Here is a 15,074-nt window from a genome sequence, read left to right as displayed (position 1 = left end):
TCATTATGGCAGGAGTTAATAATAGAGTAAAAGTTACTAGCGATATAGAACTGAAGGATAGATTGGTTGCTATCAATCGTGTAACTAAAGTTACCAAAGGTGGTAGAACCTTCAGTTTCTCAGCAATTGTTGTTGTGGGCAACGAAGAAGGTATCATCGGTTGGGGACTCGGTAAGGCAGGTGAAGTGACAGCTGCTATCGCTAAAGGTGTTGAATCGGCTAAAAAGAACTTGGTGAGAGTTCCTGTATTAAAAGGTACTGTTCCGCATGAGCAATCGGCAAAATTCGGTGGGGCTGAAGTGTTCATCAAGCCGGCATCTCATGGTACCGGTGTAGTAGCTGGAGGTGCTATGCGTGCAGTATTGGAAAGTGTTGGTGTGACTGACGTTCTGGCAAAGTCGAAAGGTTCTTCAAATCCGCACAACCTTGTTAAAGCTACGATTTTAGCTTTGAGCGAGATGCGTGATGCAAGAATGGTGGCTCAGAACAGAGGTATAAGTGTTGAAAAAGTATTTAGAGGATAAGGAGGAAGATATGTCAACTATAAAAATCAAACAAGTGAAAAGTAGAATTGGTGCTCCGATTGATCAAAAAAGAACTCTTGATGCACTAGGACTTCGTAAACTGAATCGTGTGGTAGAACACGAGAATACTCCTTCAATTCTTGGAATGGTAGATAAAGTCAAACACTTGGTTGCCATTGTTAAGTAATTTTGTTGAATAATAAAACTATTACAATATGAACTTAAGTAATCTAAAGCCTGCAGAAGGATCTACCAAGACAAGAAAAAGAATCGGACGTGGTCCCGGTTCTGGTTTGGGAGGAACTTCTACAAGAGGCCATAAGGGAGCTAAATCAAGATCTGGATACTCTAAAAAAGTCGGTTTTGAAGGTGGACAAATGCCCCTTCAACGTCGGGTACCTAAATTTGGTTTTAAGAATATCAATCGTGTAGAATATAAAGCAATCAATCTGGATACGATTCAGAAGCTTGCTGAGGCTAAGAATTTAGAAAAAGTTGGCTTGAACGACTTTATTGAAGCAGGATTTATTTCTTCAAATCAATTGCTAAAAGTATTAGGTAATGGAGCTCTGACTAAGAAGCTGCAAGTGGAAGCTCATGCATTCTCCAAGACTGCATCTGCTGCTATCGAAGCTGCTGGTGGAACTGTAGTAAAACTCTGATTCAATGAGAAAAGCTATTGAAACATTAAAGAATATATGGAAGATTGAGGATCTGAGACAACGGATCCTCATTACCATATTGTTTGTGGCAATTTATCGTTTTGGTTCGTATGTCGTATTGCCGGGTGTCAATCCGGGAATGTTGGCAAAATTGCACGAGCAAACAAGTGAAGGTCTTCTCGCTTTGTTAAATATGTTCTCGGGAGGAGCTTTTTCCAATGCTTCTATTTTTGCATTGGGAATAATGCCTTATATCTCTGCATCTATCGTGATTCAGTTGTTGGGAATCGCCGTGCCGTATTTTCAGAAACTGCAGCGTGAGGGTGAAAGTGGTAGGAGAAAGATGAATCAATATACTCGTTATTTGACGATTGCTATATTGCTTTTTCAAGCCCCTTCCTATTTATTCAACCTTAAAATGCAGGCCGGACCTTCCTTAAATGCTTCATTAGGTTGGACTCTGTTTATTGTTACCTCTACCATTATTTTGGCAGCAGGTAGTATGTTTATTTTGTGGCTTGGTGAAAGGATCACCGATAAAGGTATAGGTAATGGCATTTCGTTTATCATTTTGATCGGTATTATTGCCCGCTTCCCGGATGCTTTACTACAAGAAGTTGTCTCCAGAGTTGCCAACAAGAGCGGAGGTTTGATTATGTTCATTGTCGAAATTGCTTTCTTGTTGTTGGTTATTGCTGTTGCAATTCTTTTGGTACAAGGGACAAGAAAGATTCCTGTGCAATATGCAAAGCGGATTGTCGGTAACAAACAATATGGAGGGGCCAGGCAGTATATACCTCTAAAGGTAAATGCTGCAGGTGTAATGCCTATTATTTTTGCTCAGGCTATAATGTTTATCCCAATTACATTTATCGGTTTTTCAAATACAAATGATGCAGGCAGTTTCTTGCATGCGTTTATGGATCATACAAGTTTCTGGTATAATTTTGTTTTTGCCGTAATGATTATATTATTTACATATTTCTATACTGCAATAACAATTAATCCGACTCAGATGGCCGAAGATATGAAAAGGAACAATGGCTTTATTCCCGGCATCAAACCGGGAAAGAAAACCGCTGAGTATATTGATGACATTATGTCTCGTATCACTTTGCCGGGTTCTTTCTTTTTGGCTTTGGTCGCAATCCTGCCTGCTTTTGCCGGTATATTTGGTGTACAAGCCGGGTTTGCCCAGTTTTTCGGTGGCACATCTTTGTTAATTCTTGTAGGTGTAGTTCTTGATACGTTGCAGCAAATAGAGAGTCATTTGTTAATGAGGCATTATGACGGTTTGTTAAAGTCTGGTCGTATCAAAGGGCGAGCCGGTGTAGCGGCATATTAATTCTTTAGATTAGAAATGATTTTTCTTAAAACTGAAGATGAGATAGAACTGCTCCGTCAGAGTAATTTATTGGTTGGAAAAACCTTGGCAGAAATTGCTAAGATATTGAAGCCCGGTGTTACTACGCGCGAGTTGGATAAGGTTGCTGAAGAGTTTATCAGAGATAACGGCGCAACTCCAACTTTCAAAGGTTTTCCGAATCAATACGGAAGCCCGTTTCCGGGATCCATTTGTACCTCTGTTAATGAACAGGTAGTGCATGGTATTCCGGGTGATATTGTTCTAAAAGATGGTGACATTGTGTCTGTTGATTGCGGGACTTATATGAACGGCTTTTGCGGCGATTCTGCCTATACCTTTTGTGTGGGAGAAGTGGATGAAGAAATTCGTCAGTTGTTGAAAGTGACAAAGGAGGCTTTGTATATTGGCATTCGGAACGCTGTGCATGGAAAAAGAATTGGTGATATCGGATATGCTGTTCAGCAATATTGTGAGTCACATTCTTACGGTGTAGTGCGTGAATTTGTTGGTCATGGAATTGGAAAAGAAATGCATGAAGACCCCCAAGTGCCAAATTACGGAAAGCGGGGATACGGGCCTTTAATGAAAAAAGGGCTTTGCATTGCAATCGAACCAATGATAACTTTGGGCGGCAGACAGGTGATGATGGAAAGTGATGGATGGACAGTGAGCACCAGAGACAGAAAATATGCTGCTCATTTTGAACATACGGTAGCTGTCGGAGTCGGTGAAGCTGATATTTTGTCTTCATTCAAGTTTATAGAAGAAGTTTTAGGAGATAAAGCAATATAATATGGCAAAACAATCTGCAATAGAACAAGATGGAGTTATAGTTGAAGCATTGTCGAATGCAATGTTTCGTGTTGAATTAGAAAACGGACATGAGATTACTGCACATATTTCAGGTAAGATGCGGATGCACTACATTAAAATCTTGCCGGGAGATAAAGTGAGAGTCGAAATGTCTCCTTACGACTTATCGAAAGGAAGAATTGTGTTTAGATATAAATAAAATTAGATATGAAAGTAAGAGCATCATTAAAGAAACGCACGCCAGAATGTAAGATCGTTAGACGCAATGGCCGTTTGTATGTTATTAACAAGAAAAATCCTAAGTATAAACAACGTCAAGGATAATTTATTATTTTTGCAAAAAAAATAATTTAGTATATGGCTATAAGAATAGTTGGTGTAGATTTGCCTCAGAATAAGAGAGGTGAGATTGCGTTGACCTATGTATATGGAATAGGTCGTAGTAGTTCAGCTAAGATTTTAGAGAAAGCAGGTGTTGATAGAGACATCAAAGTGAAAGACTGGACAGATGATCAGGCAGCTAAGATTCGTGAGATTATCGGTGCTGAGTATAAAGTAGAAGGAGATCTTCGCTCTGAAGTTCAATTAAACATTAAGCGATTAATGGATATTGGTTGCTATCGTGGTGTGCGTCATCGTATCGGATTGCCTGTAAGAGGCCAGAGTACGAAGAATAATGCGCGTACTCGTAAGGGTAGAAAGAAAACCGTTGCTAATAAGAAAAAAGCTACTAAATAATAATTGTTGATATGGCAAAAAAAACAGTTGCAGCAAAGAAGAGAAATGTGAAAGTAGACGCTAATGGACAATTGCATGTTCATTCATCTTTCAACAATATTATTGTTTCTCTTGCAAACAGTGAAGGGCAGGTTATTTCATGGTCATCTGCCGGAAAGATGGGATTCAGAGGTTCTAAAAAGAATACTCCTTATGCAGCTCAGATGGCTGCCCAAGATTGTGCGAAAGTAGCATTTGATCTTGGCCTTAGAAAGGTAAAAGCATATGTAAAAGGTCCGGGCAACGGACGTGAGTCGGCTATCAGGACAATACATGGGGCCGGTATCGAGGTTACAGAAATCATTGATGTGACTCCGCTTCCGCATAATGGTTGTCGTCCTCCTAAAAGACGTAGAGTTTAATTTACCTTTAACTTAAAAATGATCTTGATTTTGTTTATGGATTGCATTATTTCTTCTCTGTAATCGCGGCTGCAACAAATTGAGTTCATGAATAAACAATTAAATATTTAAAAGAAATGGCTAGATATACTGGACCAAAATCAAGAATCGCCCGTAAATTCGGTGAAGGTATCTTTGGATCTGATAAAGTTTTATCCAAAAAGAATTATCCTCCCGGACAACATGGAAATTCTAGAAAAAGAAAGACTTCTGAATATGGAGTTCAACTTCGTGAGAAACAGAAGGCTAAATATACTTATGGAGTTTTGGAAAAACAATTCCGCAATCTGTTTAAGAAAGCTGAGACAGCTAAAGGTATTACCGGTGAAATTCTTATTCAGTTGCTCGAATGCCGTCTTGACAATGTCGTATTCCGTTTGGGAATTGCTCCTACCCGTGCAGCTGCCCGTCAAATGGTAAGCCACAAGCATATTACAGTAGATGGTGGAGTAGTGAATATTCCTTCTTACGCAGTAAAACCCGGGCAATTGATTGGTGTTCGTGAAAGATCTAAATCTCTGGAAGTAGTTGCTAATTCTTTGGCCGGCTTCAATCATAGCAAATATGCTTGGTTGGAATGGGACGAAGCTTCAAAAGTAGGTAAAATGTTGCATGTACCTGAGAGGGCAGATATTCCTGAGAACATTAAAGAACATTTGATCGTTGAATTGTATTCTAAATAATAATTAATTTCATGGCGATATTAGCATTTCAAAAACCTGATAAAGTATTAATGTTGGATGCGGATCCGAAAATCGGGAAATTCGAGTTTCGTCCGTTGGAGCCGGGCTTTGGTATTACTGTAGGTAATGCATTACGCCGTATTCTTCTTTCTTCATTGGAAGGTTTTGCTATCACTACCATCAAAATTGAAGGGGTGGAGCATGAGTTTTCCAGTGTACCCGGAGTAAAAGAAGATGTTACCAACATTATCTTGAATCTGAAACAAGTGAGATTCAAGCAAGTAGTTGAAGAGTTCGAAAGCGAAAAAGTGAGTATCACTGTAGAGAATTCGAGTGAATTTAAAGCAGGTGACATAGGTAAGTATTTGACTGGATTTGAAGTGTTAAATCCTGAATTAGTTATTTGTCATTTAGATTCCAAGGCAACTATGCAGATCGATCTTACTATTAACAAAGGCCGTGGCTATGTTCCTGCTGAAGAAAATCGCGAATATTGTACGGATGTTAATGTAATTCCAATCGATTCTATTTATACTCCGATACGTAATGTCAAGTATCTGGTTGAGAACTTCCGTGTAGAACAGAAGACTGACTATGAAAAGCTGGTGCTTGAGATTACTACCGACGGTTCTATACACCCGAAGGATGCGCTGAAAGAAGCTGCAAAAATTTTGATTTACCATTTCATGCTTTTCTCTGATGAGAAAATCACTTTGGAAACAAGTGACGGTGATGGTAATGAAGAGTTCGATGAAGAAGTTTTGCATATGCGTCAGCTGCTTAAAACCAAACTTGTTGATATGGACTTGTCCGTTCGTGCCCTTAACTGCTTGAAAGCCGCAGATGTGGAAACGTTAGGAGATTTGGTACAATACAACAAGACTGATCTTTTGAAGTTCAGAAACTTCGGAAAGAAATCGCTTACCGAGCTTGATGATTTGCTGGAAAGTCTGAATCTGTCGTTTGGAACCGATATTTCTAAATATAAATTAGATAAAGAATAAAAAATGAGACATAATAAGAAATTCAATCATTTAGGTCGTACTGCTTCTCATAGAAGCGCTATGTTATCTAACATGGCTTGCTCTTTGATCAAGCACAAAAGAATCACTACGACTGTTGCAAAGGCAAAAGCATTGAAGAAGTTTGTTGAACCTTTGCTGACTAAAGCTAAAGACGATACGACCAATTCTCGTCGTGTAGTATTTAGCAACTTGCAAGATAAATTTGCTGTTACGGAACTTTTCAAAGAAATCTCAGTAAAGATTGCCGATCGTCCGGGCGGTTATACCCGTATCATTAAAACAGGAAATCGCTTGGGTGATAATGCGGAAATGTGCTTCATTGAGTTGGTAGACTACAACGAGAACATGGCAAAAGAAAAAGTTGTGAAGAAAGCAACCCGTACTCGTCGTTCAAAGAAGAGCGGGGCTGCTGCTGAAACAACGGCAGTTGCTTCTGAGACTACTGCAGCTCCTGTTGCCGAAGAGCCAAAAGCAGAATCTGCTGAATAATGCCTAAGATTTAGTCTTGCATGCAGCGCTTATCTTTTTAGATTCAGTTTGCTGTTGCAAGACTTGTCATTCGACAAAATATTGATGGGATGTGTCAAGAATCGGCACATCCTTTTTTTATGTACAAAGGGGATGAATTCTAAGTCCTCTACAAGAGGATGTAAATTAAACGTAAGCATTCGATGAACGTAAGCATTTGATAAACTACAGGTATTAAACCTTTATATATAACAATAGCGACTGTCACTATGAAGCTAATAGTTGCAGTCGCTATTGTTTTGTTGAACCTATATGTTGCAGTCGGCATTAGTTGCCGGATTCCCCATTTTGTTTTATCGGACACCAATAATTTTATACTACCGTCAATTGTCGATCAGCTGTCGATGACGGCTATTCCCATTTTCTTCATCAGGAAGCAGGCGTTCATGTTCTGCGCCACCCCTTCTCTCATTCGATACGAGAAAGTGAGTTCGTTGTTTGCAATGTCGGCTTCGAAGCAGTAATTCCGGATATTCTCCGGAAAGGCATCCGCCAAAGTGCTTAGGAGCAAGTCGTGCGTGGCGATGATTCCGTTCGCGTTCATCGATATGAGTTGCTTGATCAGCGCGAAAGAGCCTTTCTGCTTATCCGTCGAGTTGGTTCCTTTCAATATCTCGTCCAGAATGATGAAGAGCTTTTCTCCGTTCCGGAGCTTGTCGATAATCAGCTTCAGACGCTTAAGCTCGGCGAAGAAGTAAGACTCGTGATCGGTGAGCGAATCGCTCGTGCGCAAACTCGTGACGAGGCGCGTCGGGGTGAAGATCATCTTCCGCGCCCATACCGGCGAACCGATGCTTGCCAGCAGGTAATTCACGCCGACGGTGCGCAGATAAGTACTTTTGCCCGCCATGTTGGCCCCCGTGACGATGATAAACGAAGGGCGTTTCTCTATGTTTATGTCGTTACATACACACCGTTCGGGCGCCATCAACGGGTGTCCCAACGCTTCGGCTTCCAGTTCGAAGGGAAGTGTGGACACATCCGGATAGATGTAGTCCGGATGATTGTATGCAAAAGTGGCGAGCGAGCAGTACGCATCCATCTCGCCGATTGCCTCCAGCCATTGCGGAAGTTCCGCGCCATTCTCTTCTTTCCACTGCTCTATGCGCATCACCTGCCGCAACTCCCAGAAGAAAAGTCCGTTGAGAATGGTGCTCACCAATATGTTGTTTCGCTGATCGAGCCCGTTGAGTAGGTGCGACAAGCGGTGAAGCGCTTGCGACGCTTTTTTTCCATGCGCCGTCAGTTCGTTTTGCAGGGTCCGTAGATTCTCGCTCCGCATTTCTTTGCGTTCGGTGAGCAGAATCTGATCGGCATAGGCCGAAAGAATCTGCAACTTCTTGCCATAGGTGATTTGCAGCTTGGTGATGCCTTGAGTGAACACGAAGCTGAATGTGACACAGCCTACGAATACGATGCCCGCAAGGGTGAAAGGAAGCGCGTCGGCAATGGCGGCTCCGATGAAGCACGCGTTCAGCAAGGCGATACAAGCGGGCAGAATCCGTAGGAACAAGTGTTTGCGGTAGCGTATCGGAGCATTCGCCCACTCATAGATTTCGCTCGTTTTCGTGGCGTTCGCGCTGTTCAGAAGCCCGAAAAGCCGGAAGTTCTGGCGATATTCCAACTCCTTCGAAAGTTCGCCGACGGCTTCCTGCCGTTTCACGATGCGCTCTTTCTCTTCCAGCGGATATTTGAACCAATCTGCCAGATGCCGGCTCCCGATGTTCGTGGACGTGCGGTTGGCGGCTTGAAACAGTGACTTGTCTCCAAACACATCCAAATCGAAAGAGTACAGATGTGCCGGGTCGATGTATTCGTTTCCGGCGTCGAACGCCGAGAAGTCGCCGTGCAGCGCCTTTAATTCCTGCCGGTTGATTTCTATCTTTTTCTTCAGGTAATCTTTCCGGTAAAACCAGCGATTGTGTATTTTCACCAGCCAGACGAAGACGAAAAGAGGAAGTACGGACAGCGGAAGTATATAATTCCATCCTCTGTCGTAGAAGAGAAAGAAAGAGACGACGGCTTCGGTGAAAAGAATAACGCGCAGAAGGCTGATCCGTGCAATGTGTTTTCTTGCTTTTTGTAAATGTTGTTCAGACTCGGTGACAATCTTTCGGTATGTTTCTTCGATGCTTTTTATGTTGTTATTCATGGGATATTGCTGTTTGCCATTGGTCGGCAAAGATAAATATTATTTTTTATAGAGACAATAGCGCGCGAGTGTGTAATGCTCGGAAGAGTCGGGGCGCACGGGGTGAATAAGCCGTCGTTTGCTTTCGGAAGTCCTGTCGTCGGACGAAACAAGAAACCCCTTGCGGCACGTTTCATCAGTTCCTCGAACGAGGTAGGCTGTAAAGAGCGTTGCCGATCGTACGATAACGACCTTCATTATATGAGTCCTCGTGGAATGACTCCAATGGGGATCGACCTTGTGCCGGGGGGAAGATTCATCAGGAACGCCCCGGTTGTAGGGGAATTGCACTCAAGAATATGTGTGCTTGAGATAGAAACAGTATCGCCCGGAGGCAGTTGCACTTGCAGATAATGCAGAAAAAAGTCGCCCCGGCAAAGTTAAATCACCGTTTCCTGCCAACGGGACAGGGATTTGGGGGGATGAGTCAGAGGTTTCATTTTGATGGGGCAGAGCTCCTCCTTGAGTACAGCTAATAAGCTGAGCATCCTGCAAACGTTTTCTTTTGATGGCGGAGGGGTTTCCCTTTCGTGAAATAGATGCTCTCTTTTGATAAATCAGAAGCTCTTTTTCAATAAATCAGAGGTTCTGTTTGGATGAAACAGCGATTTCATTTTGATAGTGCAGGAGCTTCTCCTTGAGTACAGCTAATAAGCTGAGCATCCTGCAAACGTTTTCTTTTGATGGCGGAGGGGTTTCCTTTTGGTGAATCAGAGGTTTCTTTTTGATTAATCAGAGATCTCTCTTGATGGCGGAGGGGTTGCCCTTTGATAAACCAGAGGTTTTCTTTTGATGAAACAGAGCTCCTCCTTTGATAAATCAGAAGCTCTTTTTCAATGAATCAGGAGGTTCCTTTTGATGAATCGGCAACGTGGTATTCATTGAGGTCCTTGTAACGGGAGTAGTGTCGGTTCATATCCTCCACGTTGATACCTGCCGTGCGAAGTGATTGGAGAGCTTCTCGTCCTACTTCATTGTTGTCGTGCTGCCATTCATCCAAATCGGGCATAAATGTATTATAAACGTGAGGATATGGAAGCGCTCCTTGCCAGATTCAACCGACAATAACTACGGTTATGGAAGACGAGACCATCAACAAGGAAACGCCTGAGATGAAACAACTCATCTCAGGCATTCAATAAGTAAGCAAACGTATTGGGGAGATCGCCCAAACGCACCGTCCGCTCTTCGGAGGAGAAATCTGCCTCACGGGGCGTGAGGTCTGCGAACGGCTTTTCATCAGCCCGACACCTTGCAGGACTATTTTGGGGCAAAGACATCATTCCCTACGCTCAAATTGCAGAGAAATCCTTTACCGTCTCTCCGGCATCAATTAACTGCTGCAAGAGAACTATCGGAGATAAAGCATTCGCGAGGTATTTTCTTGCCGTTTGGCAGCCACACAGAAAGAATTTGTCGAATGGCCTCCCAAAAGATACCGAGCAATATCGCAATCGCTCGGTATCTTTTTGCTGATTACTCGGTGTCTTTTCGCAATAAATCAAGTACATTTGCTTTATTAACCCAAGAAAACCTCTCCCGCAGGCGAAATCCTCCGACTTCGGGAAAGAAAACAAAGGAGGAAGCACTATTGAATTATGGCAAATAAACCATTGCAACTCGTTCTTAGGGAACGCAAGATGAATGTCGGTCCTCAGGCAAGAAAGACGGTACAAGTTGCCCGCTCTACGGGCAGGCATCGTGTGGACTTCCGCAGTTTCTGCGGGCGCGTGGCAAAGTCCACCACATTTAATCGTCAAGAAGTGGAAGCCGTGCTGAACTATGCCACCGAAATTGCGCGCGACATCGTGGCAAACGGCGACATCTTTGAGTTTGGCGACTTGGGTACGCTCAGTCCGTCATTCAAAAGCAAGATAGTGCCAAAAGGCGAGGTCTTCAACGTGCAAAAGCATATAGAAAAACCTGTCGTTCGGCTCGCGCCCTCTCGTAAATACTTTACCCTTACCGATGTACTTACGAACAGACTGCTGCCAAACCAAAGAAAGGTACAAAGCCCTCGCCTAAACCTAATGAGGGTGGTGGTTCAAATGGCGATGAAGGACTTTAATCGAACTTGTGGAACGATTGCCAACGAATGGCATTTGCTCCAGTGTCTTTCATAATCGAATAACAATTAAAATAGGGGAAACTGTTAAATTTATCGGATAACAATAGGAGGGTTACATGGATTATAGAATAAGAGAATTAAAGCAAAGTGAAACTAATATACTGGATATATTTTTATATGAGGCTATTTTTATTCCTGAAGGAGTTGAAGCACCGTCAAAAGATATTATAAAACATCCTGATTTACAAATGTATATTTCGGACTTTGGTAAGAAAACCGATGTGTGTTATGTTGCAGAAGTTGATAGGAATATAGTAGGAGCAGTGTGGACTCGTATTATGAATGATTACGGTCATGTTGATGATGAAACACCATCGCTTTCAATTTCACTTCTTAAGGAGTATAGAAATTTGGGTATTGGAACAGAGCTTATGAAACAAATTCTTTCGACATTAAAAGAGCGTCAATATAAGCAAGTTTCATTATCAGTACAAAAGGTGAACTATGCTGTGCGTATGTACAAAAAAGTAGGTTTTGAAGTTGTTCATGAAAATGAAGAAGACTATATTATGATCTGTAAACTTTAGATTCTGCAACTCCCAGTTTGCAGAACTGAAAAATCAATGAACATAGCAGTTGAAGAAAGTGATAAATCAAAAAATATAGCATAATATAGCTTTCATGCTATTAAAAGAGTTTGTTCCACGCTAATGGAGCAAATTCTTTTCTATTAATTCTACATACTTCTTTGCTGCATCAACCTGTCCATATCCATTGCAATCTTCTGATCAGTGATTTGGGCATAGATTTGCGTGCTGGCAATGGAGGAATACCCCATCATCTTAGCAATGCTCTCTATCGGAATACCTGCTTCCAAAGTCAGCGTGCCGAAGCTGTGTCTTGCGACGTGAGCCGAAAGCAGAATAGAGATGCCTGACCGAAGTTGCAAAGCTTTGAGTTGGGCGAGATAAGCCGAATAGGCAATGGGCGCAAAGAGCGCACTACGTTCTTCAGAGCGATACCGCTCTATCAAACGCATCGCTTCAGGCAGGAGCTTCACACGGCAAAGGGTATCCTGAAGAGATGCTCCCGACCAAGGGCAACCATATCGTAATAGGCGACAGCGGTATAATAGGAGAAGAGAAAGAGATTGCGAGCTGTTTCTAACTCTACTTCATACGCTTCAAAAGTCAAGCCTTCCAACTTATCCAGCGAAGCCCTGTTTAAAGCACGAGGTTGTTTGTGCTCTCCTCGTTCTATCTCCATGTGAGCGAACAGTTGTCGCTCTGTCAATCCTTCACGATACGCGAAACGGCAGACTTTCTTCACCGCCAAATCCATCTTACGATAATAACCTTGTGAATGTCCCAATTTTCTGACAGAGTTGTGTTGCAAGCATTCCAAGAAATCTTCCTCAACCTGTCCGAAAGGAATATCTGTCGTGTGGTACTTCTTACGGATAAAGACTTGCAGATGCTTGCGGATAGTATAGTAACTATTCAAAGTCGTAGCCTTTATTTCTATGCCCAGCTTTTGCTTCATCTCTTCAACCATTCGGTCGTATCGTTCCAAAACATTCGTTACCACCGCTTCACGGCTCTTGCCGTTTAGTCTGCTCTCACGAGCATTCCACAAATCGGGGTCACGCGAAAGCTTGCAACTGAACTGCGCCATTGTACGCTCATATGTTATTCGCCCCATGATTGGAGCTTGCCCCGACTTGTCCAGTCCGCTCTTTTTCAAATAGAGCAATACCTTGAATTTTTCTGTTTGCATACGCTTCTCTTTTTATGGGCAAAGTTACCCGTTGCCGAAGCGTTCTCTATTACTCAAAACATTGTGTTATAGATCATCAGTACCGCAGAAGAGGAAAAGTTCGTTACCGATGAAACCCTCTTCGGTTACCTCCTTTTGCCTTATCGTTACCATCCTGCGAATCGACTAATGATTTGGTAACGGAACTTCTGCATAAATCCACATCTTCTGCACTTTATACCTTTATGCAAATCATAGAGATATACTGAACCCCCTTTCATTTCCATTTACTTACCCTCTATCCTCTCTAATGCCCTTTCCTCGAATAGTTTCCTATTGATGAACCAAGAGCTCCCCGCCGAATGAAACAAAAGTTTCCCACTGATGAAACAAAAGTTTCCCACTGGGGAAACAAAAGTTTCCATACGGGGAAAATAAAGTTTCCCCAGTGGGAAACTAATCATTTCTTACGGTGTTTTCAACGGTGGGTAACTATGCCGTCTGCCGTCTCCCTTAATGATGCGTTTTTTCTCTCATGCTGCGTGCGAAACTCCTTTCTCCCGGTTTTTGATGAGACCCATTGCGGTTGGCGAGGTTCTTCACGCTTTCGTGCAGCTTCGCACTGGGTCCGGAATAAACCATTTGACGGCTAAACAAAGTTTATCGACTTCGAAATGAAAACGCCCGAAGGTCCGGAATAAACCATTTGGCGGCTAAACGTGTTGAATATATCGAATCGGCAGACGTTCATCCGCCCCTCACGAAGCGCGGCAGCAAAAAAAGATGTTCGGGGAGATGCTGTATCAACCCACCGCGACATCGGGTGTCGGACTGCGGGAAAACAGTTTGATACACTGAAAAAATAAAGGATAAGTTTGCTTAATTCTGTCGAAATGAGTATTTTTCCACTCGAAAAGCATGAAATCTCTCAAGAAAGGGAAAGTATGAAGAAAGTATATCTCTTGGTATTGTTGACCGGTTTCCTGAGCGTTCCGTTATTGGCACAACAGCATATTGTCTATGTGAACCTGAAGAATCTGCTTGCCCAGAAAGGCGATACTGTGACTACGTTGCGTATCGAAAAGCGTTCGAAGAGCCAGATATTGCTGACGGGCGGCGCCGATTACCGGATTACGGCGGGCGACAACGAACTCCTCTGCCACATATTGAAGAAGCGTTGCTTTGCCGTGCTCAGCGATCGGGGAGACCTGTATCTGAACTGCCGCAAGCTGCGATACAAACGGCTGCGATTCGGCGGTTGGTTTGCCCCGGCCGTCCGTTTGGGAAACAACATTTATTTCTCCGCCATGCCCGTAGGCTCTGTTGTCGGAAGCCTGTTTGTGGGTGAAGAAGACCAGAAGTTAGGCGGTGAGGTGGGAGACGCTCTTGCCACCTCCGGCTTGGTGAATAAACGGGTGTGTTACGAGCTCAACGGAGAAACCGGTAAAGTCGATTTCGTAGGCAAAGAACGGATGCTTCAGCTGCTTGAAGGATATCCGGAATGGCGGCAGGCGTATTTGAAGGAGAACAGTCAGGAATCCAAAAGCACGTTTAAATACATCATGATGCTCAAAGAAGCGAAGGAGTGAGGCGGTGTTTGCTGCACGAACCGTTGCGGAAAAGAGCGGCAAACCCTCTGCCTATAGGCGGAAGGGCAGTCTGTTTTTCTTTCAACATCACACATGTTTGGGGTTTAGGTAAGAAGAAGATAGACTGGATTAAAGCCTTTCTGTGCTAAGATCACACGTGTTTGGGGCTTAAGTAAGAAGGGTTGGTTGGAGAAACACGGCGATTCTTTCTTCGCGCTTTCGTCGGTGGCTGCGGTTGTAGGTATCAGGTTGGAGGAGCAATATTGCGTTTTTTCTTCGCGTTTTCGTCGGTGGCTGCGGTTGTAGGTATCAGGTTGGAGGAGCAATACTGCGTTTTTTTCATCGCGCTTTCGTTGGTGGCTGCGGCTGTGGGTATCGGGTTGAAGGAGCAATACGACGATTCTTTTTTTGCGCTTTCGTCGGTGGCTGCGGCTGTGGATATCGGGTTGGAGGAGTAATACTTCGTTTTTTTCTTCGCGTTTTCGTCGGTAGGTGTGGCTGTCGGTATCGGGTTGGGGAAGCAACACGGCGGCTTTTTCTTTCCGGTCGTATGCCGGTGAAAGGATTGGCGCGTGTCCGCTTGCTTGCTTTGGGTTGTCATGGTGAATGTACATATCCGGTGTGATTGGTCATATGTGCTTCGTGCGGCAACTATATATATTCACATGATGGCTATGCACGACCGTTGTGGC

At 43.3% G+C, this 15,074-nt stretch carries 17 protein-coding genes and 4 pseudogenes; 17 read left to right on the top strand and 4 right to left on the bottom strand.

Going from position 1 to position 15,074, the window contains the following annotated elements; genetic code table 11:
* Positions 1 to 5 precede the first annotated feature (5 nt).
* The 12 genes from rpsE to rplQ all read left to right on the top strand — a co-directional run bounded on the left by rpsE (position 6) and on the right by rplQ (position 6,740).
* Positions 6 to 524: a 30S ribosomal protein S5 gene (rpsE, locus tag GGR07_RS09835; protein ID WP_021645867.1), complete on the top strand. Its 519-nt coding sequence runs from the start codon at positions 6 to 8 to the stop codon at positions 522 to 524.
* A gap of 10 nt (positions 525 to 534) precedes the next feature.
* Positions 535 to 711: a 50S ribosomal protein L30 gene (rpmD, locus tag GGR07_RS09830; RefSeq protein WP_034543143.1), complete on the top strand. Its 177-nt coding sequence runs from the start codon at positions 535 to 537 to the stop codon at positions 709 to 711.
* A 28-nt stretch (positions 712 to 739) separates the two neighbouring features.
* Positions 740 to 1,186: a 50S ribosomal protein L15 gene (gene rplO, locus GGR07_RS09825; RefSeq protein ID WP_021645869.1), complete on the top strand. Its 447-nt coding sequence runs from the start codon at positions 740 to 742 to the stop codon at positions 1,184 to 1,186.
* 4 nt (positions 1,187 to 1,190) lie between these two features.
* Positions 1,191 to 2,531 carry a preprotein translocase subunit SecY gene (gene secY, locus GGR07_RS09820; protein WP_021645870.1) on the top strand — a complete coding sequence of 447 codons (1,341 nt, stop codon included), beginning with the start codon at positions 1,191 to 1,193 and terminating at the stop codon, positions 2,529 to 2,531.
* A gap of 15 nt (positions 2,532 to 2,546) precedes the next feature.
* The gene (map, locus tag GGR07_RS09815) at positions 2,547 to 3,344 is read left to right on the top strand and encodes a type I methionyl aminopeptidase (protein ID WP_021645871.1); all 798 of its coding nucleotides are present in this window, start codon (positions 2,547 to 2,549) and stop codon (positions 3,342 to 3,344) included.
* 1 nt (position 3,345) lies between these two features.
* On the top strand, positions 3,346 to 3,564 hold the full coding sequence (gene infA, locus GGR07_RS09810) for a translation initiation factor IF-1 (protein ID WP_002558052.1): 219 nt from the start codon (positions 3,346 to 3,348) through the stop codon (positions 3,562 to 3,564).
* Positions 3,565 to 3,572: 8 nt separating this feature from the next.
* The gene (ykgO, locus tag GGR07_RS09805; protein WP_002558051.1) at positions 3,573 to 3,689 is read left to right on the top strand and encodes a type B 50S ribosomal protein L36; all 117 of its coding nucleotides are present in this window, start codon (positions 3,573 to 3,575) and stop codon (positions 3,687 to 3,689) included.
* 33 nt (positions 3,690 to 3,722) lie between these two features.
* A complete protein-coding gene (gene rpsM, locus GGR07_RS09800; protein WP_021645872.1) occupies positions 3,723 to 4,103 on the top strand; it encodes a 30S ribosomal protein S13 in 381 nt (126 codons plus the stop codon).
* A gap of 11 nt (positions 4,104 to 4,114) precedes the next feature.
* On the top strand, positions 4,115 to 4,504 hold the full coding sequence (rpsK, locus tag GGR07_RS09795; RefSeq protein WP_021645873.1) for a 30S ribosomal protein S11: 390 nt from the start codon (positions 4,115 to 4,117) through the stop codon (positions 4,502 to 4,504).
* A 116-nt stretch (positions 4,505 to 4,620) separates the two neighbouring features.
* Positions 4,621 to 5,226 carry a 30S ribosomal protein S4 gene (gene rpsD / locus GGR07_RS09790; RefSeq protein ID WP_034543122.1) on the top strand — a complete coding sequence of 202 codons (606 nt, stop codon included), beginning with the start codon at positions 4,621 to 4,623 and terminating at the stop codon, positions 5,224 to 5,226.
* Between the two features lie 11 nt (positions 5,227 to 5,237).
* Complete coding sequence (locus GGR07_RS09785; protein ID WP_021645875.1) at positions 5,238 to 6,230, top strand: DNA-directed RNA polymerase subunit alpha; 993 nt, start codon at positions 5,238 to 5,240, stop codon at positions 6,228 to 6,230.
* A gap of 3 nt (positions 6,231 to 6,233) precedes the next feature.
* Positions 6,234 to 6,740 (top strand): 50S ribosomal protein L17, encoded by a 507-nt coding sequence (gene rplQ / locus GGR07_RS09780; RefSeq protein WP_034543120.1) that lies wholly within the window; start codon positions 6,234 to 6,236, stop codon positions 6,738 to 6,740.
* A 373-nt stretch (positions 6,741 to 7,113) separates the two neighbouring features.
* Here rplQ and GGR07_RS09775 read toward each other — a convergent pair whose 3' ends face one another.
* Complete coding sequence (locus GGR07_RS09775; RefSeq protein WP_034543118.1) at positions 7,114 to 8,931, bottom strand: MutS family DNA mismatch repair protein; 1,818 nt, start codon at positions 8,929 to 8,931, stop codon at positions 7,114 to 7,116.
* A gap of 75 nt (positions 8,932 to 9,006) precedes the next feature.
* Here GGR07_RS09775 and GGR07_RS09770 point away from each other — a divergent pair, with 75 nt between their 5' ends.
* Positions 9,007 to 9,324 (top strand): hypothetical protein, encoded by a 318-nt coding sequence (locus tag GGR07_RS09770; RefSeq protein WP_034543116.1) that lies wholly within the window; start codon positions 9,007 to 9,009, stop codon positions 9,322 to 9,324.
* Between the two features lie 487 nt (positions 9,325 to 9,811).
* Here GGR07_RS09770 and GGR07_RS09765 read toward each other — a convergent pair.
* A pseudogene (locus GGR07_RS09765) lies at positions 9,812 to 9,952 on the bottom strand (toprim domain-containing protein); the annotation flags it as partial.
* A gap of 172 nt (positions 9,953 to 10,124) precedes the next feature.
* Here GGR07_RS09765 and GGR07_RS13925 point away from each other — a divergent pair.
* The 3 genes and pseudogenes from GGR07_RS13925 to GGR07_RS09755 all read left to right on the top strand — a co-directional run bounded on the left by GGR07_RS13925 (position 10,125) and on the right by GGR07_RS09755 (position 11,625).
* Positions 10,125 to 10,307, top strand: a pseudogene (locus GGR07_RS13925) (hypothetical protein).
* 261 nt (positions 10,308 to 10,568) lie between these two features.
* Positions 10,569 to 11,038: pseudogene (locus tag GGR07_RS09760) on the top strand (HU family DNA-binding protein).
* Between the two features lie 116 nt (positions 11,039 to 11,154).
* The gene (locus GGR07_RS09755; RefSeq protein ID WP_021645884.1) at positions 11,155 to 11,625 is read left to right on the top strand and encodes a GNAT family N-acetyltransferase; all 471 of its coding nucleotides are present in this window, start codon (positions 11,155 to 11,157) and stop codon (positions 11,623 to 11,625) included.
* A 149-nt stretch (positions 11,626 to 11,774) separates the two neighbouring features.
* On the opposite strand, the pseudogene GGR07_RS09750 reads toward GGR07_RS09755, so the two are convergent.
* Positions 11,775 to 12,814, bottom strand: a pseudogene (locus tag GGR07_RS09750) (tyrosine-type recombinase/integrase).
* A gap of 923 nt (positions 12,815 to 13,737) precedes the next feature.
* Here GGR07_RS09750 and GGR07_RS09745 point away from each other — a divergent pair.
* Positions 13,738 to 14,382: a DUF6563 family protein gene (locus tag GGR07_RS09745; RefSeq protein WP_034543137.1), complete on the top strand. Its 645-nt coding sequence runs from the start codon at positions 13,738 to 13,740 to the stop codon at positions 14,380 to 14,382.
* A 104-nt stretch (positions 14,383 to 14,486) separates the two neighbouring features.
* On the opposite strand, the gene GGR07_RS09740 is transcribed toward GGR07_RS09745, so the two are convergent.
* Entirely contained in the window at positions 14,487 to 14,996 is a 510-nt protein-coding gene (locus GGR07_RS09740) for a hypothetical protein (RefSeq protein WP_147298109.1), read from the bottom strand.
* Positions 14,997 to 15,074 lie beyond the last annotated feature (78 nt).

This window comes from Bacteroides pyogenes, from assembly GCF_014196225.1.
GTDB classification, from domain to species: domain Bacteria; phylum Bacteroidota; class Bacteroidia; order Bacteroidales; family Bacteroidaceae; genus Bacteroides; species Bacteroides pyogenes_A.
Note: the sequence above shows the minus strand (reverse complement) of the source record. Positions and strands in the feature narration are given on the sequence as shown.